Origin of the sequence: Vibrio sp. T11.5 (genome assembly GCF_027587155.1) — a bacterium.
In the GTDB taxonomy this organism is placed as follows: Bacteria; Pseudomonadota; Gammaproteobacteria; order Enterobacterales; family Vibrionaceae; genus Vibrio; species Vibrio neptunius.
Genome location: NZ_JAPPTP010000005.1, coordinates 44,498 through 64,164, shown reverse-complemented (window position 1 = coordinate 64,164; position 19,667 = coordinate 44,498). Strand labels below are relative to the sequence as shown.

17 protein-coding genes and 1 other annotated feature are annotated in these 19,667 nt (G+C 47.4%); of the genes, 5 read left to right on the top strand and 12 right to left on the bottom strand.

Features of this window, described 5'->3' with window-relative positions; genetic code table 11:
* Positions 1 to 2: 2 nt before the first annotated feature.
* The 7 genes from trpA to OH455_RS07320 all read right to left on the bottom strand — a co-directional run bounded on the left by trpA (position 3) and on the right by OH455_RS07320 (position 7,031).
* Positions 3 to 809, bottom strand: coding sequence for a tryptophan synthase subunit alpha (gene trpA / locus OH455_RS07350; protein ID WP_045974477.1), 807 nt, complete (start codon positions 807 to 809; stop codon positions 3 to 5).
* Entirely contained in the window at positions 809 to 1,999 is a 1,191-nt protein-coding gene (gene trpB / locus OH455_RS07345; protein WP_045974476.1) for a tryptophan synthase subunit beta, read from the bottom strand. Before trpB ends, trpA begins: the two co-directional genes overlap by 1 nt.
* 90 nt (positions 2,000 to 2,089) lie before the next feature.
* Positions 2,090 to 3,517 carry a bifunctional indole-3-glycerol-phosphate synthase TrpC/phosphoribosylanthranilate isomerase TrpF gene (gene trpCF / locus OH455_RS07340; protein WP_269980924.1) on the bottom strand — a complete coding sequence of 476 codons (1,428 nt, stop codon included), beginning with the start codon at positions 3,515 to 3,517 and terminating at the stop codon, positions 2,090 to 2,092.
* Between the two features lie 23 nt (positions 3,518 to 3,540).
* Positions 3,541 to 4,539 (bottom strand): anthranilate phosphoribosyltransferase, encoded by a 999-nt coding sequence (gene trpD / locus OH455_RS07335; RefSeq protein WP_269980923.1) that lies wholly within the window; start codon positions 4,537 to 4,539, stop codon positions 3,541 to 3,543.
* Between the two features lie 12 nt (positions 4,540 to 4,551).
* On the bottom strand, positions 4,552 to 5,157 hold the full coding sequence (locus tag OH455_RS07330) for an aminodeoxychorismate/anthranilate synthase component II (protein ID WP_269980922.1): 606 nt from the start codon (positions 5,155 to 5,157) through the stop codon (positions 4,552 to 4,554).
* Positions 5,158 to 5,159: 2 nt separating this feature from the next.
* Positions 5,160 to 6,725 (bottom strand): anthranilate synthase component 1, encoded by a 1,566-nt coding sequence (locus OH455_RS07325; RefSeq protein WP_269980921.1) that lies wholly within the window; start codon positions 6,723 to 6,725, stop codon positions 5,160 to 5,162.
* Between the two features lie 131 nt (positions 6,726 to 6,856).
* Positions 6,857 to 6,959, bottom strand: a sequence feature (Trp leader region).
* Entirely contained in the window at positions 6,906 to 7,031 is a 126-nt protein-coding gene (locus tag OH455_RS07320) for a Trp operon leader peptide (protein ID WP_269980920.1), read from the bottom strand. Its footprint overlaps the feature before it by 54 nt.
* Positions 7,032 to 7,113: 82 nt before the next feature.
* On the opposite strand from OH455_RS07320, the gene rnm reads away from it, so the two are divergent.
* The 5 genes from rnm (at position 7,114) to rluB (ending at position 12,917) form a co-directional block, all read left to right on the top strand.
* Positions 7,114 to 7,965, top strand: coding sequence for an RNase RNM (rnm, locus tag OH455_RS07315; protein WP_269980919.1), 852 nt, complete (start codon positions 7,114 to 7,116; stop codon positions 7,963 to 7,965).
* Between the two features lie 67 nt (positions 7,966 to 8,032).
* Positions 8,033 to 8,653, top strand: a complete 621-nt coding sequence (locus OH455_RS07310) for an L-threonylcarbamoyladenylate synthase (RefSeq protein ID WP_045974469.1) — start codon at positions 8,033 to 8,035, stop codon at positions 8,651 to 8,653.
* Positions 8,654 to 8,779: 126 nt separating this feature from the next.
* Positions 8,780 to 9,421 carry a hypothetical protein gene (locus OH455_RS07305; RefSeq protein ID WP_269980918.1) on the top strand — a complete coding sequence of 214 codons (642 nt, stop codon included), beginning with the start codon at positions 8,780 to 8,782 and terminating at the stop codon, positions 9,419 to 9,421.
* Positions 9,418 to 11,784, top strand: a complete 2,367-nt coding sequence (locus OH455_RS07300; protein WP_269980917.1) for a putative bifunctional diguanylate cyclase/phosphodiesterase — start codon at positions 9,418 to 9,420, stop codon at positions 11,782 to 11,784. The genes OH455_RS07305 and OH455_RS07300 overlap by 4 nt, the downstream gene beginning before the upstream one ends.
* Before the next feature lie 188 nt (positions 11,785 to 11,972).
* A complete protein-coding gene (gene rluB, locus OH455_RS07295; RefSeq protein ID WP_045974466.1) occupies positions 11,973 to 12,917 on the top strand; it encodes a 23S rRNA pseudouridine(2605) synthase RluB in 945 nt (314 codons plus the stop codon).
* 49 nt (positions 12,918 to 12,966) lie between these two features.
* Here the strand turns inward: rluB and OH455_RS07290 are convergent, their stop codons facing one another.
* From OH455_RS07290 to cydD, 5 genes are all read right to left on the bottom strand, one after another.
* Positions 12,967 to 13,767 (bottom strand): PhzF family phenazine biosynthesis protein, encoded by an 801-nt coding sequence (locus OH455_RS07290; protein WP_269980916.1) that lies wholly within the window; start codon positions 13,765 to 13,767, stop codon positions 12,967 to 12,969.
* Positions 13,768 to 13,786: 19 nt separating this feature from the next.
* Positions 13,787 to 14,749 (bottom strand): HTH-type transcriptional regulator YidZ, encoded by a 963-nt coding sequence (gene yidZ / locus OH455_RS07285; protein ID WP_269980915.1) that lies wholly within the window; start codon positions 14,747 to 14,749, stop codon positions 13,787 to 13,789.
* Positions 14,724 to 15,917 carry an MFS transporter gene (locus tag OH455_RS07280; RefSeq protein WP_269980914.1) on the bottom strand — a complete coding sequence of 398 codons (1,194 nt, stop codon included), beginning with the start codon at positions 15,915 to 15,917 and terminating at the stop codon, positions 14,724 to 14,726. The genes yidZ and OH455_RS07280 overlap by 26 nt, the downstream gene beginning before the upstream one ends.
* A 159-nt stretch (positions 15,918 to 16,076) precedes the next feature.
* On the bottom strand, positions 16,077 to 17,798 hold the full coding sequence (cydC, locus tag OH455_RS07275) for a heme ABC transporter ATP-binding protein/permease CydC (protein ID WP_269980913.1): 1,722 nt from the start codon (positions 17,796 to 17,798) through the stop codon (positions 16,077 to 16,079).
* Positions 17,791 to 19,578 (bottom strand): heme ABC transporter permease/ATP-binding protein CydD, encoded by a 1,788-nt coding sequence (cydD, locus tag OH455_RS07270; RefSeq protein ID WP_269980912.1) that lies wholly within the window; start codon positions 19,576 to 19,578, stop codon positions 17,791 to 17,793. Before cydD ends, cydC begins: the two co-directional genes overlap by 8 nt.
* Between the last annotated feature and the right edge of the window lie 89 nt (positions 19,579 to 19,667).

The window sequence follows — 19,667 nt, the reverse complement described above, 5'->3', positions numbered from 1 at the left end:
TGTTACTTTTGCGTCGCAGCTTTCATCGGTGAAACAAAATTAGCGAGCTGATTTAACATTTCTTGCGGAGATTCAACGTTCGATTCGATGATTTTTACGATGGCAGAGCCTGAAATCGCACCAGCAGCACCAGACTCAATAGCTTGCTTAACCTGCTCTGGTTGAGAGATGCCAAAGCCCAACAGTGATGGTGGAGCATCGTATTTATTGAGCTTATCGAGCAGGTCACTTACTGGCATGTTGGCCTTTGTTTCTGCACCGGTTACACCAGCACGCGAGAGTAGGTAGGTATAGCCGCCACCTAGTTCAGCAACTGATTTTAGTGTCTCTTCTGACGCCGTTGGCGGTGCAATGAAGATAGGCTCAATGCCGTGCTTCTTAGCAGCCTCAACAAACTCTTGGCTTTCATTGGTTGGTACGTCAGCAATCAACACAGAATCGATACCGGCATTCGCACAACGCTGGTAAAAACTATCGATACCGCGCGCGTAAACAAGGTTTGCGTACATCAGAAGGCCGATTGGGAGTTCTGGGTATTTGGCGCGGATTTTTCCAATCAAATCAAAGCAGATATCTGGAGTTGCTCCAGAATCCAGTGCGCGAATGTTCGCTCCTTGAATAGTAGGGCCATCCGCAAGTGGATCCGAAAACGGAATACCCAGTTCAAGTGCATCGGCACCCGCTTCAACCAGTGTCTCCATAATTTTCAGGGACTGCTCTGGGTTTGGATCGCACACGGTTACGAAAGGAACAAATGCACCTTGGTTTTTCTCGTTCAGGCGCTCAAACATAGACTCATAACGGCTCATTAGATAACTCCTTTTTCTTCTAGAATGGCGTGAACAGTAAAGATATCTTTGTCACCACGACCTGATAGGTTTACCACAAGTAGTTGCTCTTTGTCTGGGTTCTCACGAGCCATACGCAGTGCGTGAGCCAATGCGTGAGACGACTCTAGTGCCGGAATAATACCTTCACTGCGAGCCAGCTCTTGGAATGCGTCCAAAGCCTCATCATCGGTTACGTTGTCGTATTCCGCGCGGCCAATCGCATTCAGGTGAGCGTGTTGAGGTCCAACTGAAGGGAAATCAAGGCCTGCAGAAACAGAGTAAGACTCTTCAACTTGACCATTTGGATCTTGCATCAATGGCGCTTTCATACCAAAGAAGATGCCGGTTTTACCGTGCTTAAGAGGAGCGCCATGCTGGTCGGTGTCGATACCTTTACCTGCTGGCTCAACACCGATCAGGCGAACCGTTTCCTCTTCAATAAAGTCAGCAAACATACCGATTGCATTTGAGCCACCACCTACACAAGCGATGACTGCATCAGGAAGGCGACCTTCACGAGCCAGAATCTGGTTTTTTGTTTCTTCGCCAATCATGCGTTGGAAATCACGCACTATGGTCGGGAATGGATGAGGACCAGCAGCGGTACCCAGCAAGTAGTGAGCTTCTTCGTAGCTTGCTGACCAGTCGCGTAGAGCTTCGTTACAGGCATCTTTAAGAGTTGCGGACCCCGAGTGAACAGGAATGACTTCCGCGCCCATAAGTTTCATACGGAACACGTTCGGGCTTTGACGTTCTACGTCTTTGGCACCCATGTACACGCGACATTTTAGACCGAGCAATGCACAGGCCAATGCAGTTGCCACGCCGTGCTGACCTGCACCCGTTTCCGCAATGATCTCGTCTTTCCCCATACGTTTGGCCAACAGTGCCTGACCTAGTACTTGGTTAGTTTTGTGTGCGCCGCCGTGCAATAAATCTTCGCGCTTGAGGTACAGTTTGGTTTTTGTACCTTTGGTCAGATTGCGAGTCAGTGTTAGCGCCGTAGGGCGACCTGCGTATTCTTGCAGCAGGGTCATAAACTCGCTGCGAAACTCTGGGTCTTCTTGCGCATCGATAAACGCTTGTTCTAGTTGTTCCAGTGCAGGAACGAGAATTTGCGGTACATACTGACCACCGTATTCGCCAAAGTAGGCATCAAGTTTTGCCATGGTTCTATTCCTTCAATTCGGTTTGGCATTGCTGTCTAGCACACCAAAAAAATTATTTAATTATGAGTCATTTATCTTTAATAAATCTGTTTAGTAGTTGCGGATCTCAGCAAATGTCTGCTGCAACTTTTCTGCATCTTTTTTGCCGGGAGAAACTTCAACACCTGAGTTTAAATCCAGACCTAGGCAGCCTTGTTGGGCCGCTTTCTGAGCGTTGAAAGGGGAAATGCCACCCGCAAGCATTACTTTTGACCTATCACCAATCAAAGACCAGTCGAATACAAGACCTGTTCCTCCAGTTTGAGAACCAACTTGGCTGTCGAGTAGGTGGCGACTGACTGGAGCGTCTAGCAATGCTGGCGAACTATCAGCCACACCGTAAGCTTTCCAAATTTCAACGCGATTACCTAGTTGCTCATGGATCGCAGTAGCAAAGTTTTGGTCTTCATCTCCGTGCAGTTGAACGGCGTCTAGGCCAAGCTCTTGCGCAATACTAACCACAGTGTCGACATCGTGATTTTGGAACACGCCTACATATTTCAAAGGCGCACCAGACATGGTTAGGCGAGCGGTTTTTAAATCCACACAACGCTTCGACTTAGAGACAAAAATCAGCCCACCAAATACAGCGCCCGCTTGGTAAGCTTTTGCTGCATCATCTGGGTGAGTTAGACCACACACTTTGTTTTCACCTAGGATAACTTTACGCGCTGCCAGCTCTAGGTTTTCTTCTGCCATTAAGGAGCTGCCGATAAGGAAACCGTCGGCAAAACCGGCAAGGTCGCGTACTTGCTGATGGGTATAAATACCTGACTCTGAAATGATGGTTGCATTGGGTGCAAGCTCACGAATGGTCGGTGCCAGCGCTTTGGTGCGGTTCAAGTCTGTTGTTAGGTCACGTAAATTGCGGTTATTGATACCAATCACTCTCGCGCCTAGTTTTACTGCGCGATGTAACTCTTCTTCATTGCTGACTTCGGTCAAGATGCCCATGTTGAGTGAGTGAGCGACTTCTTCCAGTGCTTTATACTCGGCGTCATCAAGCACAGATAGCATCAGAAGAATCGCATCAGCAGAGTAATGGCGGGCGAGATAAACTTGATAAGTATCAACCATAAAGTCTTTGCACAGAATGGGTTGAGAGGTTTGCTTTCTCACTTGTGGCAGGAAATCGAAGTTGCCCTGAAAGTATTTTTCATCGGTGAGCACTGAAATCGCATCAGCGTGATTATTGTACACGGACGCGATGTAATCGAGGTCAAAGTCGTCACGAATTAAGCCCTTGGACGGAGACGCCTTCTTACATTCTGTGATGAAGGCAGTTTTTTTACTGCTTACAGCGTCATAGAAGCTACGATCAGACGGAGTGAGCGCCTCTTTAAACTGCGCTAAAGGTTGAGAGGCTTTACGTTCTTCCACCCAGGTGTATTTATCACGAACGATTTTTGCTAAGACTTCTGCCATTTGCGCTTCTTTTAGAGACACGTGCTCTGAAAGTTTATCTTGCGTCTGAGTCATCTTTTGTTCCTTCCTTCAGGTGCTTAGGCGTGAGCTGCTAGCTGATTAACCAGCTCAAACGCTTTACCAGAGTTCATAGCCTCAATCGCTTGCTGAGTATTGGCCTTGAGATCTTCATGACCAAATAAACGCATGAGAAGCGCAACGTTAACCGCTACCGCACCCAGCTGGGCATCGCTGCCTTTACCCGTAAGGATATTGGTAATAATGGCTTTGTTCTCTTCAGGATCGCCGCCTTTAATCGCTTCAAGCGGATGCGCTGTCAGGCCAAAGTCTTCTGGAGTCAAAGTGTATTCAGTAATTTGCCCATCTTTGATTTCTGCCACTGTGGTGTTGCCATGAATAGCAACTTCATCTAACCCGCTACCGTGCACTACTGCAGTGCGCTTCATGCCCATCTTAAGCATGGTTTCAGCGATCGGACGGACCAATTCTTCGCTGTACACTCCCATAAGCTCAATATTTGGACGAGCAGGGTTAATCAGCGGGCCTAAAATGTTAAAAATGGTGCGAGTTTTCATGGTCTGACGCACAGGCATCGCGTGGCGAACACCACTGTGGTATTGCGGCGCAAACAAGAAAGCGACGCCGAGTTTATCTACCGCAGAGCGTGTATCCTCTGCGCTCATGGCGAGGTTGATACCAAATGAATCAAGCAGATCAGAAGAGCCGGATTTACTTGATACACTGCGGTTGCCGTGTTTGGCTACTTTCAAACCACAGGCAGCTGCAACAAAGGCGGCTGTGGTCGAAATGTTGATGGTATTGTGGCCATCGCCACCTGTGCCCACGATATCGGCAAAATCATAGTCAGGGCGAGGAAAGGGCTTGGCATTAGCAAGCAGTGCTTTTGCTGCACCAGCGATCTCATCCGGTGTTTCGCCTTTAATCTTCAGTGCTGTCAGCGCTGATGCCATAAGGATTGGATCAAGGTCACCGCGAATAATGATATCGAAAAGATGCTGGCTTTCTTCCTGAGTGAGCGGTTGTTGTTCATAGAGTTTATTAATGATCGTTTCCATTTTCTCTTCTCCTTATTGCTGCACTGACGTTAGATTGGAATCTTGTAAAGCCCACTCGATCGCATTGGCTAACAGGGTTGCGCCATGGGTAGTCATGATGGACTCCGGGTGAAATTGGAAGCCACAAATTTTATCTTGCTCATGGACCACAGACATGACGAGGCCATCGACTTCTGCGGTTACGGTAAGTGTTTCCGGTACCTGTGTGGCTACCAATGAATGGTAACGCGCAATGGCAAGTGGTGAAGGCAGGTCAGCATATGTTGGATGACTTTGGTGCTCCATCATCGACACTTTGCCATGGACAATTTCACCCGCGCCAGCAACGGTACCACCATAGGCTTCAACGATGGCTTGATGCCCAAGACAGATACCGATCATCGGCACTTTACCTTTCAAGCGCTGGATGACTTCTGGCATAGAGCCTGCTTCGGATGGTGCCCCTGGGCCGGGAGACAATAACACAACCGGATTGTCTAGTTCGTTGACCGCACTTTCAATCACTGCTGCAGCGATGTGGTTACGGTAGATTTTGACGTCATGTCCGAGTGAACGAAACTGGTCGACTAAGTTATAGGTAAACGAGTCAAAGTTATCGATAAATACAATGTTAGCCATCTCTACGACTCCTTATGCGCTGACTGAATTGCGGAGATAACGGCTTGTGCCTTACCACGAGTTTCATCTGCTTCGGCTTGTGGTTCTGAATCAAACACCACACCTGCTCCCGCTTGAACTTGAGCGATGCCATTCTCAACATAAGCAGAACGGATAACGATACAAGTGTCTAATGTGCCTTCACCAGTGAGGTAACCGACAGCACCGCCATAGCTACCACGGCGTGCTCCTTCGACGTCTCTGATAAGTTGCATTGCACGAATTTTCGGTGCGCCTGTCAGTGTTCCCATGTTCATGCAAGCCTGATAGGCGTGCAGAGCGTCCAGGTCGTCACGAAGCTGACCAACCACTCGGGATACTAAGTGCATTACATGGCTGTAGCGGTCGACTTTAAGCAAATCTGCAACGTGGCGAGAACCCGCTTGGGAAATACGAGCAACGTCGTTACGCGCGAGATCCACCAACATCATGTGTTCGGCGTTCTCTTTCATATCAGTACGCAGTTCAAGTTCAATACGACTATCTAGATCGAAATCGATAGCGCCGTCTGAGCGTTTGCCACGGCGACGCGTGCCTGCGATTGGATAAATCTCGACTTGGTTAGTATGGGTTTCGTATTTAAGCGCGCTTTCAGGTGATGCGCCAAACAGAGTGAACAGCTCATCTTGCATGTAGAACATGTAAGGACTTGGGTTACTCAGCTTTAGTTCTTTATACGCAGCGAGTGGTGATGGACAAGGCAGGGTGAAGCGGCGTGACGGAACAACCTGAAAGATATCGCCTCGCACTACGTATTGCTTTAGATCTCGAACGATTTGGCAGAAATCTTCATCTGAAACGCTTGGCTGCGGAGATACGTCGGTTAATTTGGTCGCTTGCGGTAAACGTTTCAGGTTAGCGCACTGTGACTGAATGCTATCAATGCGTGCTTCCAGCGTCGATTTTTCTTCGCTATCCGCAAACAATGTCGCTTGTAAATCACAAGACTCGCTCTGATGGTCTACCACGAGCAGAGTTTCTGCGACGTAAAAAACGTAGTCTGGGCATTGGTTTGATGCTTCAGCATCACCTAAAGGTTCAAAGTTCGCCACCATGTCGTATGCGAACAGACCACCAAGGAAAACGGCGTGTTGCTGATGTTCAGTAAGGTCAAAACTGTGCTGGACCAGACGCAACGCATCAAAAGAAGACGCTTCTCGTAAGCGAGAATCTTCATCGAGTGTATCGCAAGGCGCTTCAAACTCTAGTGTCAGTGTTTGACCATCAAATGAGTGAGCCACATTGCTATGAATGTTGTAGGTCAAATGAGAAAGCAGGTGTTTACCGTTATTGGTCAGTGCTTGCATGGTCACAATGTGGCCATTGCAAACAATGCGAACAGCGGAATCAACGATTAGCAGACTTTTGAGGTTCTGTTTTGAATCTATCTCTGCAGACTCCAACAACAGGCTGTCGGTTTTGTTTTCACACAGAGTATGAAACAGACGAGTAGGATCCTGCGTGTAAGGTGCAGAGGCTTGGATAACTTCAAGGTTTCCCAACTTTTTGATTTCAATGGCCTTGTTCACAAGACCTCCTTTTCATTTGTAATCTTTTTTACTTCCTGCCGTACATAGTCGCACAAAGAAAACATTCACCCAATGTGGAATTTGCTCTATTTGATGAATGTTTGACCAGTTGAGTGCTGAGTATCCGACAAAACAAAAAGCCCGCTTTAGTAGCGGGCTTGGTAACATTAATTTGGTAAATTAAAAGTACACGTTAGCCCACCAAGAACTTGTCCAAGTGCGCCACCAAGCAAAGTTTGCAGAACTGTCACGTAGAGAGTTAGCTGCAAGATTCGCTTTCTGGTTTTGGTTAATTTCTTGTAACATAGTGAGCCTTAATTCAGGTACTTCGTATTTGTGTACTAGTTAACTAGTGCAGAGGTAAAAAGTCAACTAAAAAAACACATTTATGAGAATTGATTTACACAGCCATACCACGGCCTCTGACGGACGGTTACCTGCTAACGAATTGATAGACAGAGCGCTCGGTTTTGATATCGATGTGCTGGCGATTACCGATCACGATACGGTAGATGGTTTAGAGATTGCGCATCAGTATGTTCAAGACAACCAGCTACCCATAACAATCATTAACGGTATTGAAATATCCACGGTGTGGCAAAACAAAGACATCCACATTGTTGGGTTGAATATAGACCCGCAGTCCGCCGAGTTGGCTCAGTTAATCGAACAGCAGAAAAAGCACCGTGAAGGGCGAGCAGAAATGATCGCTCATCGCCTGAGTAAAGCAACCCGAAAAGGGGTGCTTGAAGAGGTCCAAGCCATTGCCGGTGATGCACCTATCACACGAGCACACTTTGCAAAATGGCTGGTGGACAATGGCTATGCTAAAACCATGCAACAGGTATTTAAAAAATACCTGACCCGTAATAACCCTGGTTATGTACCACCAAGTTGGTGTTCGATGGCTGAAGCAATCTGTGCCATCCATAGTGCAGGTGGTCAAGCGGTGCTTGCTCACCCCGGACGCTACGATCTTACTGCAAAGTGGCTCAAGCGACTGCTTGCAGCATTTGTTGAAGCGGGTGGGGATGCGATGGAAGTAGCCCAACCACAACAAGGCCAACAAGAAAGGCGCAACTTGGCCGATTATGCTATACAATACAAACTATTAGCGTCTCAAGGCAGTGACTTCCACTATCCGTCTCCTTGGATGGAACTTGGCAGGAATTTGTGGCTGCCAGCAGGTGTAGAGCCTGTATGGAAAGATTGGGGTATTGAGCCTTCGCAAGTTAATTAGTCAATAGATTGCTATTAAATCAATACGTTAAAAATAGAGTCGAGAGACTCGATGATGAGGAATTACCATGAGCCAGTTTTTTTATGTTCACCCAGAAAACCCCCAGGCTCGCTTGATCAATCAGGCTGTGGCAATCATTCGTAATGGCGGTGTGGTTATCTATCCGACAGATTCCGGTTATGCATTGGGTTGTCAGTTGGAGAATAAACAGGCTTTAGAACGAATTTGTAAGATTCGTCGATTGGATGAAAAGCATAACTTTACTTTGCTGTGTCGTGATCTTTCAGAGCTGTCGCTGTACGCTCGTGTCGACAACACAGCGTTTCGCTTGCTAAAGAACAATACGCCAGGGCCGTACACTTTTATCTTCAAGGGGACGAAAGAAGTACCGCGTCGTTTGATGAACTCTAAACGTAAGACGATTGGTATCCGTGTACCTGACAACCAGATTGCGTTGGATTTGCTGGAAGCGCTTGGTGAACCTTTGATGTCGACATCTTTAATTCTTCCGGGCAATGACGTCACTGAATCTGACCCAGAAGAGATTCGTGATCAATTGGAGCACGCGGTGGACTGCATCCTAAACGGTGGCTACCTGGGTGAGCAACCGACGACCGTGGTCGATTTCAGTGATGACGAGCCTGTTATTGCTCGAGTCGGGTCCGGTGATCCAGCAGCGTTCGAGTAACGACGCCTCTTTTCCAAACGTCCAATTATCTGAGCATAGTGTGTTGATACCTATGCTCTTTCAACCCGCAAAAAACCCGCGTGACTGCTATGCTGATTGTTAAGTCTAACAAACCAGATATGCAATATGCGTCATTTGCTTCTTATTCTATTCTTGTTCCCCGCTATTTCTTCTGCTGCACCGATAGAAGTGCGCGTTGTCCAAAATAATGGCAAACCAGTCAAAGATGCGGTGGTCTATGTTACCGCGTCAAACTTACCCGTTGAGGAAACGACAACTAACGAAACGTTAGTGACCGAAGTATCTCAAAACGGCCGTGCTTTTAAGCCTTATATTTCAGTAGTAAGAGTCAACCAACCGGTCCTATTTACCAACAAAGACGACATCTCCCACCATATTTATTCCATCACAGGCCCTCTCGATTTTTCTTTTGTGATTCGTGCTGCTGAACAGGGTGTTGAGAAATCTTTTCCTAGTGAAGACGTGGTCGCCATGGGATGTAACATTCATGACTGGATGAGCGGTTACATCAAGGTGGTCGATACTCCTTATTACACCATTACCGGTAAGTCAGGGGTTGCCAGAATAACGCTACCAGACGGTTTGGAAAATGTGACGTTAACGGCTTGGCACCCACAGATGAACGAAACGCTGCAAACGGAAGTGGCGGGTGACCAAGAATTTGAACTGGCGTTAACCAAGAAAATGTCACCGATACCGAAGCAGAAAAATGCTCAGATGATTGATTTCTACGGGTCCTATAAATGAATCAATTTAAAAGTATCCAGACTCAAATACTGTTCTCTTTTCTCGCGGTGTTGATCGCTGTTCAATGCATTTTGTTTTACTCCATTTTCCAATCGAATGAAAAAGAAAGAGAAGAGCGAGCGCAAATACACCTCAGTACAGCAAAGGCGGTGTTTGAAAATCAGTTTGATCAACGTACGCGTAATTTAACCGGGTTTGCTCAAACCGTCGCAAAAGATTTTGGCCTTAAACAGGCTTTGAGAGAGGACGCGCGCAGTTTCTTGGTGGCGCTGAATAATCATCGCCAGCGGATTTCTGCCGACTTGGCGATTGCAGTTGATGAGAATGGTAATTTCATCGGCAAGCTGGTTTACGACAAAAGCAGTAATCGAACCCGCGCCGATACAGAAAACAATATGCTGACCATGGAGGATACCGCTGCTCCAGATGAGGATCGCCCAATACTCTATGACTATCAGGGAGCGGTATTTCAATTAGTATTGGTTCCAGTCCAAAGTGGCGCTGAAACGGTCGCTTGGATAGGTTTTGGTTTTGCTATCGACCAGACTTTAGCGCAGCGACTCGCGCTACTGACAGGTATGAATGTCGATATCGGTTACCATGAGAGCGGGCAATGGTCACTGCTTGCCAGCAGTGTAGAAGAGGCGGTCAATGGCCCTTCCGCTATAGAGCCGCAGCAATCGGATGCTCACACTATTGCGACTGAAGTGGCGATTGGCTTTAAAGACCAAAAAGATCTCATTGCATCCCTTTATCTCTCAAGAGCGGACTTGTTCGCAACACTACAAAATCGATGGCTACAGATCATGTTGATCGTCTTGGTAACGTTTGGTTGTTCGATCGTCGCTGCCTTTTTACTATCAAAAAGTATCGCGAAGCCATTGCAGGGACTTGTGAGTAAAGCGAAGCAAATTGCTCAAGGAGAAAACATCGAAGCCTTGGTGGTGAATCGTAAAGATGAACTTGGTGTATTAGCCCATGAGTTTAACCTCATGAATCAGGCCGTTAACGACCGACAGGCTGAGTTAAACTACCGCGCTTATCACTCTGATCTTACAAAAATGCCGAATAAGAAAAAGTTGTTTGAAGACATTGCCAATCTTATCAACAAATCCTGTGATGGTTTTTTGCTCATTCGTTTCAGAGTGTTAGAATTTGAAGAGCTCAATTACAGCCTAGGGCTAGATACTGGCGAAGAGCTTCAGGTTGCAGCGGTCAGTCGATTAATGGCGTTGGAAGAGAAAGCACAATTTTATCAACTCGAATCGTCAGAATTTGCTTTGCTCTCCCAATGCAATACACAGCAGTCGGATGAGCACACTGCTAATGTCGTTCTTGCATGTTTGTCCGGAGCGTTCAACTTACAGCGCATTTCGGTAAGCGTGCATACTGTGTCAGGGTACTGCCGCTATCCTAAACATGGTGAAACTGCCCGTCAGTTGTTACACAACGCCGGTATTGCCTTACAACGAGCGATGAAGATTAAAGTACCAACGCTTGAGTTTGCCTCCAGTATGGCAGAAAGCGCAATCCATCGTGTTCGTTTGACGCATGAACTGACGGAAGCCATTCAAGGCGAACAGTTGGTACTTTACTACCAGCCAAAACTCAACCTTAAGACCTCGCAGGTGGATAAAGTCGAAGCTTTAGTAAGATGGATTCATCCACAACTGGGTATGATTCCACCGGATGAATTTATTGAAATTGCAGAGACCACTGGGCAGATAGATGCCTTGACGGATTGGGTCATACGCAGTGCCTTGCAGCAACTACAAGTCTGGCGAGAGAACGGATTCGAATTAGGTGTGGCAATCAATATCTCTGCGGTTAATCTAAAGCAGAAGAACTTTGACGACAAAATACTGACCTTACTCTCCCAGTTTGAATGCCGTGAAAACGAGGTCACAATTGAAGTTACAGAAAGTGCATTGGCTGAAGACCCCGAGTACGCCTTGTGTATACTCAGCCGATTGTCTGAGAGGGGGCTATCTATTTCAATTGATGATTACGGCACGGGTTATTCGTCGCTGTCGCAACTCAAACACTTACCGGCAACAGAACTGAAAATAGACAAATCCTTCATTCTTAACGTTGCCAGTGATCAGCAAGATCAGACGATCGCACAGTCGACGATTAAACTCGCCAAACGCTTTGGGCTTAAAATAGTCGCGGAAGGTGTTGAAGATCAAGCTTCACTGGATTGGTTGGTTGCCCATGGCTGTGATCATGCGCAGGGGTATTTTATCAGTCGTCCACAAGCGGTTGAAAAGTTAACCAGTTGGTTAGAGTTGTTAGATGAACAACGTTGGAGCCAAACAGAGCTAAAAGCCACTGAGATAGGCTCGGTGCACTCAGGACAATAGTGCCGTCTAATTAACAGCGTATTTGAGGTTGTAAAATCTTACCCTCACTCGTTTTATGGCTCTGGTGATTGCTGTTGGAAATGAAAATAATGCATGCGTTTTTTTAGAGAATTTGCGATAATACGCGACCGCGATTTAGGGTCGCAAAATAGAATCGACGTCTGAGAAGACGACACAAAGGTAGATTGATGAACGAAAAATTACAGAAAGTGTTAGCGCGAGCAGGCCATGGCTCACGACGCGAACTTGAAGCTTTGATTAAAGCGGGTCGTGTGAGTGTGAACGGCGTTGTGGCTAAGCTTGGTGAACGACTAGAAGACGAGAATGCGGTAGTTCGTATTGACGGCCACACTGTTTCTGCGAAGGCGCAGGAAGAAGTGGTGTGTCGTGTACTTGCGTACTACAAACCTGAGGGTGAGCTGTGTACTCGTCATGACCCAGAAGGTCGTCGAACTGTATTTGACCGTCTGCCAAAAATCCGTGGTTCTCGTTGGATCTCTGTTGGTCGTCTGGATGCGAACACATCTGGCCTACTACTATTCACAACCGATGGTGAGCTTGCTAACCGTTTGATGCACCCAAGTCGTCAGGTTGAGCGTGAATACCTTGTGCGCGTATTTGGCGATGTTGACGAGAAGAAAATACGTAATCTAGTTAGTGGTGTAGAGCTTGAAGATGGTCTAGCGCGATTTGAAGACGTTGTTTACGCAGGCGGTGATGGTATGAACCACACTTTCTACGTTGTGATCAACGAAGGTCGTAACCGCGAAGTACGTCGTTTGTGGGAATCTCAAGACTGTACGGTTAGCCGCCTAAAGCGTGTCCGTTACGGTGATATCTTCCTTGATAAGAAACTGCCTCGTGGCGGATGGATGGAGCTAGACCTCAAAGAGGTGAACTACCTACGTGAATTGGTAGAACTGCGTCCTGAAAAAGAGACGATGCTTGATGAAAACAAAGCGAATACATCACGCAAGCGTGAACGCTCACGTAGCCAGAAAATTCGTCGCGCAGTTAAGCGTCATGAAGAGCGAATGAACAACGGTGGTGGACGCAGCAACAATCCAGCGCGTCGTAAACCGCGTAAAGGTGCAGGCGAGCAAGGTGCTCGCAACAAACAGCGCCAGCGTTAGAAATATGAATAAAAAAGCAGCCATATAGGCTGCTTTTTTGTATTCAAAATCAGATAAATAGCGTGCCTTTAAGCGCAATCACTGCGCTACCAGAAAGCTTGACTCGCCCACTTTCCACTCGTTCGATATCCAGATAGCCGCCCCTTGAAGATGCTTGGTAGGCGGTGAGGACAGGCTTATCGATTTTTCCTGCCCAGAACTCAGCCAGTACGCAGTGCGCTGAGCCTGTCACCGGATCTTCATTCACGCCGACCCAAGGCGCAAAGTAGCGAGAGATGATATCGCTATTGGATTGGGTGGATTGAGCGGTGACAATGATCCCTCGCCCTGGTTGTCTAATCAATGAAGAAAAGTCAGGGCTAAGATCATGCACTGCCTGTTCGTCGCTAAGCTCAAACAGCTCCTTAGAATCAAACTGGCAGTAGGAGACAACCTGTTGTTCAGATAACCCGAGTGCATTGAGTCTCTCTTGAGAGCAATGTTGGTTGTACTCCAGTTCGGGCGCAGGGAAGTCCAACTCATAAGTCGAACTTGACACCTTCACACTCAGCAAACCGGATAAGGTATTAAAAGTAATGCTGTCGCCAGTTGCCATCTTTCCTTGTTGCTTTAGAACATGGGCAACAGCAAGCGTGCCGTGCCCGCACAGTTTGACTTCTACTTCGGGTGTGAACCAGCGCAAGCGCATATCGCTTAAGGACAAAAATGCCGTTTCAGACACCGCCATTTCTGCGGCAATAGCAAACATCAATGACTCATCAAGTGGCTGGTCCGTAATGCAGACACCCGCTGGATTGCCTTTGAAAGTTTCTGTGGTAAATGAGTCGACTTGATAGATGTCCAATTCCATGTTTTGTACTCCGCTGCGATTAAGTGTGATTGCGCATACTAAGTTGCTTAATGTTATCTCGCAACCAATTGATTTTCGGATTGTATGCGTTGCGCTTATGCCAAATTAACGTAAATGGAATCATCAACTTTTGCTTAAACTCTTCTTCAACCGGTATAGGTAAACTAATGAGGTTGGAGTGTAACTGTTTGGCGTAATGCTCGCAGTAATTTGGGGCAGTAGTGATGTACTCATGACCTGTTTGGGCTGCCATAAACAGAGATTGCTCAAAGCTTGCCATGGTTAATGTACTGGCTCGGCTCAGGCCTTGCTCTGCAAGGACGTCATCAAGGGCCCAAGTTTCACTCTTCTCCCAAAGGATATTAATGTGGGTGTAACGAAGAAAGGTATCCAGATTCCACTCTTGCTTAAGCGCTGGGTGGTCATCACGTAAATAGACTTTGGGTAGATCGGTAAACAGGACTTCGTAGTCCACAAAGTAGGGGAGAAGGTCAAGTGACTCTTTAGAGCGAGGATGGCTCTCCCGACCAGTAAAACCGATGTCAGCATCGCCACGGATGATGGCCTCAAGTGAATCGTAATCCCAGTTGCTGGTTTTTATTTTGGCCTGCGGGTAGCGTCCGTGTATTTGCTGAATCAACTCCCCCAGCAAAGTCAGTAACAAAGGCGACTCTATCGCGAGATGAAACTGAATCCCTTTCGTGGACTCTTGAGTGCGCCTTTCTGCAATTTGAGCACCAATTTGCAGCCAGTCATTGAGGTCTTGTTCCATACTGAGGGTCAGCGGTGTGGGTGCCAGTCCGGTTGGAGTTTTGACAAACAAAGGATCATCAAACCAATCGCGCAGCTTTCCCAGTGATTTACTCACGGTCGAAGGCGTAACATTGAGCTTTTTCGCTGCTCTGGAAACACTCAGCTCCTGAAGCAGAAGCTGCAATGTAAACAGTAAATTGAGATCAAGCCGTGCCAGAGATTTCTTCATAACGCTGTAGTGGTGTCGGTTTTGGTATCCATAGTATTAGAGCAAAGCTGATTAGGCTACCTGCCGCCAGTATTATTATCAGCATGTTTAGAGCACTGATGCCCAAAATACCCGCAAACCATATGTAGAAGGCTGAGCTGCATACTTGTGAAATGCCCAACAAAGAGCTGGCAAGGCCGGCACGTTTAGAAAAAGGGCTGAGTGCCTGACTCATGGCCACGCCAAAGCCGAGAGAAAAGCCAGCGCACAACAGCCCAAAGCCTATGAAGTACCCGATATGACTCAATTGAATAAAGTGAGTGATGATTAACGTAGCAGCAGACGCCGAAAAAAACGCTTGGGATAACAGGCTCAGACTTCGCTGCTCAAATCTGACCAGCAGGAGAGGCGCAGAAAAAGACGTGAGCATACTGATTAACGCAGTGAGCGCCATAACGGTCGAATAGCCGCCGCGATCGAAACCCATATCACTCATAATCAGCATTGGTGAAACATTAACGTATGTCAGGATCATGGTGACACTAAATGAAGTCACCATCAGACGACTCAAGAAGTAACGGTCTTTAAAAGATTCACTCTCTAAATTAGCGGGCTCATTCAAAGGTTGCTTGGTGGCCTTAGGTCGGCTCTCTTTTAGAGCAAATAGCGATAGAAGACAGACGATCACACCCATGCCGGACATGGTGGTGAAAAGCGCAGGCCAAGGGGAGTGAAGCATAATCAAATGGCCGATGACGGGAGCAATGACAGGCACGATGCAAGTGATGCCGTTGATCATTGATAGAACCTTTGCTCTTCGCTGGTCGTCCAGCACATCGCGCAAAATCGCGAACGCAACGACGTAACATGAACCAGCGCCGATACCCTGGGCAAATCTCGCGATGAGAAACTCCGTACTTTGGGTCGATGTTCCGCCCATAATTGACGCCGCGACAAATATGGCAGCACCGGCAATCGCTACGGGTTTTCTTCCCGATGAATCCGCAATTCGACCAGCAACTAACATCGTGGCCGCCATGCCAGCCAGATAGACCGAAAAGGCGATGTGTAGCTCGGCTTCTGTTGCGTTCAAGTCTTGAGCAATTTGCGGTAAACCAACCAGATACAGGTCTATGGCCGTGGGATAAAGTAAAACAAGAGTAAAGCTACAAAGCAAAAATCGAATCATGGAAACCTCGCGAACTGAGAAGTCCTGATACTAAATTGCGCTTGAGGGAACCGCGAGTGGCAAATGCGACAACGGGTATTTCCAATGACGACAAACCCTTTATGAGTGAGAATGATTGGGAGGTGAACAAAAAGGGGCAATCAACATTGCCCCTTGTGTTTATAGCGTTTGGTTAAGCGCGAAATACCGCCCTTGTTTCTCAAGCAGCGCCTGATGGCTGCCATGTTCAACGATTTGGCCTTGTTCAATCAGACAAATCGAATCCATCTTATCAAGGTTGACCAAGCGGTGAGTGATGAAAACGACGGTTTTGTCTTCAAAATGCTGTTCAAACAGCTGCATGATTTGTTGCTCAGTCTGTTTATCTAAGCCTTCTGTCGGCTCGTCTAGCAACAGAATAGGGCCATTATGAAGCAGCGCTCTCGCTATACCGATACGGCGTTTCTCACCTCCGGACAACTGTCGACCACCGTCACCTAACCAAGTATCCAAGCCCTGATCGTCAAGTAGTTTCTCAAGTCCTACTTTAGTCAGAGATTCGCTTAGCGCTTCATCACTGGCATCAGGGGAGGCCATCAACACGTTGTCACGCAAAGTACCATTCAAGATATCAACCCTTTGGCTGACTACACTGATTGCCTGACGAAGTTGGCTTTCACTCCAATGACGAATGGATTGGCCTGCAATCTTAATGTCGCCTTGTTGGGTGTCCCAATAGCGATTCAGCAACTGCATTAATGTCGACTTGCCCGAGCCGGTTTGACCCACCACTGCGATGCGGTGCTTGGCAGGGATTTGTAGGCTAATGTCTTGCAGTGTATTTGAGTCGCCATCCGGATAGCGGAAAGTGACATTCTCATACTCAATTGAATACGCGTTGTTGTGCTGCGTGTTCTCTTCTGGGAACTGAACGTCGGGCTCGGACAAGATGATGTCGTTTAATCGACGTGCTGAAGTCAGTGTTTGCCCCAAATGCTGGAAAGCACCGGCAATTGGCATTAGAAGCTCGACACTGGCCATAGTGGCGAATACCACCAAGGCAATCATAGGGTCTGGCATAATACCGCCGACACCATCTGCCGCTAGCCATAGCATCAGAACAATTGTCCAACCGTTAGCAAGCATCAGCAATGCTTGGGCTAAACCAGCAAAGTGAGCGTTAAAATACTGATTCTTCAGCAAGCGTTCTTGCACATTTAAAATCGCATTGCGGTAACGTTCTTCGGCGCCAAACAGGGTGAGCTCGCTATAGCCTTGTAACCAATCTAATGTCGCGATACGCAGGTCGGCTTTGTTTTGTGTCAGCTCTGCGCCATTAGTTTTACCTAATTTGTAGAACAACACTGGCCAGATAAGCAGTAAAGCCATAAGAATGGCGCCAAGTGTTAAGCCGAGCTCCATGTCAAACCAGCAAATTAGCGTTGTTATACCTAGGATGCCAAGTGTGCCTACGACCATAGGACTGACAAGGCGAAGGTAGACGTGGTCCATTGCGTCGATGTCGGCAACTAGGCGGTTAAGCAAGTCTGCATCACGCAGGTTTGATACTCGACCCGGAATTAATGGTGCGAGCTTAGCGAAGAAGAAAATACGCAGATCGGTCAGTAGCTTGAAGGTGGCGTTGTGACTGACTACGCGCTCCCCCCATCGACCGGCGGTACGTCCCATAGCAAAGCCACGAACAAAAGCCCCTGGCAGCATGTAGTTGAAGGTTTCTCGGGCGATAGTTAATCCGGCTACTGCAGCAGCAGATAGGAACCAGCCTGACAAAGTCAACAAGCCTATAGAAGCGAATAGAGTCAGGAAAGCCAACAGCATGCCCAGCGATAGGCCGAACCAGTGCTTTTTATACAGTTTTAGATAGGGAATTAAATCACGCATCGAGATTCCCCTTATTGGCTTGGTTGAGAGCATTACTCGCCTGAAGCATATTTTGGAATAACCCCTCTTGATGGGAGAGTTTGTTGTAGTGACCACTTTGAACAATCTCGCCGTTTTCCATGACCAGAATCTGTTCAACGCTTTGTAGATGGCTGAGCTGGTGGGTGACCATCAGTGTTGTTTTACCTTCGACTTGATCCGCTAAACCGAGCATAACCAAGCGCTCACTGCGTGCATCCAGACTTGCGGTTGGTTCATCAAGTAACCAGAACTGACCGTTTTGAACCATTGCCCTTGCCAAAGCGAGTCGTTGCGCCTGACCGACGGAAAGGCCGCCAGAGCGGTCAGATAGGGTGTAATCGAGCCCGTGTTGCTCAACGAATTCTGCGGAGAAAGACTCTTGTAATGCGGTTTGAATGGTGTCATCCGTTACGTTGTCTTTGCCTAACGTGATGTTGTCACGAATAGAACCATGTAACAGCAACGGATTCTGGCCAACCCAGCTGATTTTTTCTCGCCAGTTCTCGAGGTTCAATTCTGTTCTTTCAATACCATTGATGATGAGTGACCCTTGATATGGTAGGAATCCGAGTATCGCATTGATTAAGCTGGTTTTGCCGGCGCCACTTGGGCCAACTAAAGCTGTCGTTTGAGCCGTCGAGAGCTCAAAACTCACCGGGCCAAGCAATTTAGTGCCTTCAGGTGAGAACACCTCTAAATCTTTTGCTTGGATGGAAATTGTGTCACTCGCGCTGAGCGTTTTGTCACCTGAACGAACGGCACCGACATCAGTATCAAGGAACTCAACAATGCTTTCAGCAGCTCCAACCGCTTGTTGCTTAGCATGATAGAAAGTGCCTAAATCACGCAGCGGCTGATAAAACTCAGGAGCCAGCACCAGAATGAACAGACCAGCCATTAAAGTTACACCCGCACCATAGTCGCCAAAGTTAAGCTCGCCGATAAAGGCAAAACCGAAATAAACGGCTGTCAGTGCAATGGAAATAGAGGTAAAGAATTCCAGAACGGCAGATGAAAGAAACGCAATCTTAAGAACATCCATTGTGCGAGTTCGGAACACTTCGGAAGCGCCGCGCATCACTTCAGTTTCCGCTTTGGTTCGGTCAAACAGACGAATGGTGGTCATCGACTGTAAACGGTCATAAAAGTGACCGGACAAACGTTGCAACGCTTTGAAATTTTTGCGGTTTGCGTCGGCTGCTTTCATACCAACTAGGGCCATAAACATCGGCACCAAGGGGGCAGTTAGCAAGAAGATAAGTCCAGCTGCCCAGTTCACTGGGAAGACAACAATAAGAATCACGAAAGGAACCAGCACAGATAAGGACATCTGAGGTAGATAGCGAGCAAAGAAATCATGCATATCTTCTACTTGTTCAAGCAGCAGTGTGGCCCAAGAACCAGCAGGTTTACCTTTGATGTAAGCGGGCCCTAACTCTCGAAGTTTATCGAGAATAAGCTGACGTATATAGAGACGAATTTGCTCACCGCAGCGATAACCTGCGATCTCCCGACCCCAGGAACACAGTGCTCGAACGCCAATAACGGCAGCTAAACCTAGGAAATATGGAATCAGTTCATATTTGTCGACCTGTTCAATGATCAATTGATGAAGAATGGTGGCGAGCAAGGCTGCTTGAGCTAACAAGAACACGCTTGAAAGTACGCCGAGGCCAACAGCAATCATTAGCCAGCGTTTCGCTAACTTACTTTGCTGCTTGAGCCATTTATTCAAGCTGCGCTGTTTCTTTTTGTCCATCGTGAAGGCTTAATGATAATTATTATGACTAATCGAGGCTCGCGATTATACAAAAGAAAGCCTCGTGGGAATACCACGAGGCTTTAAGG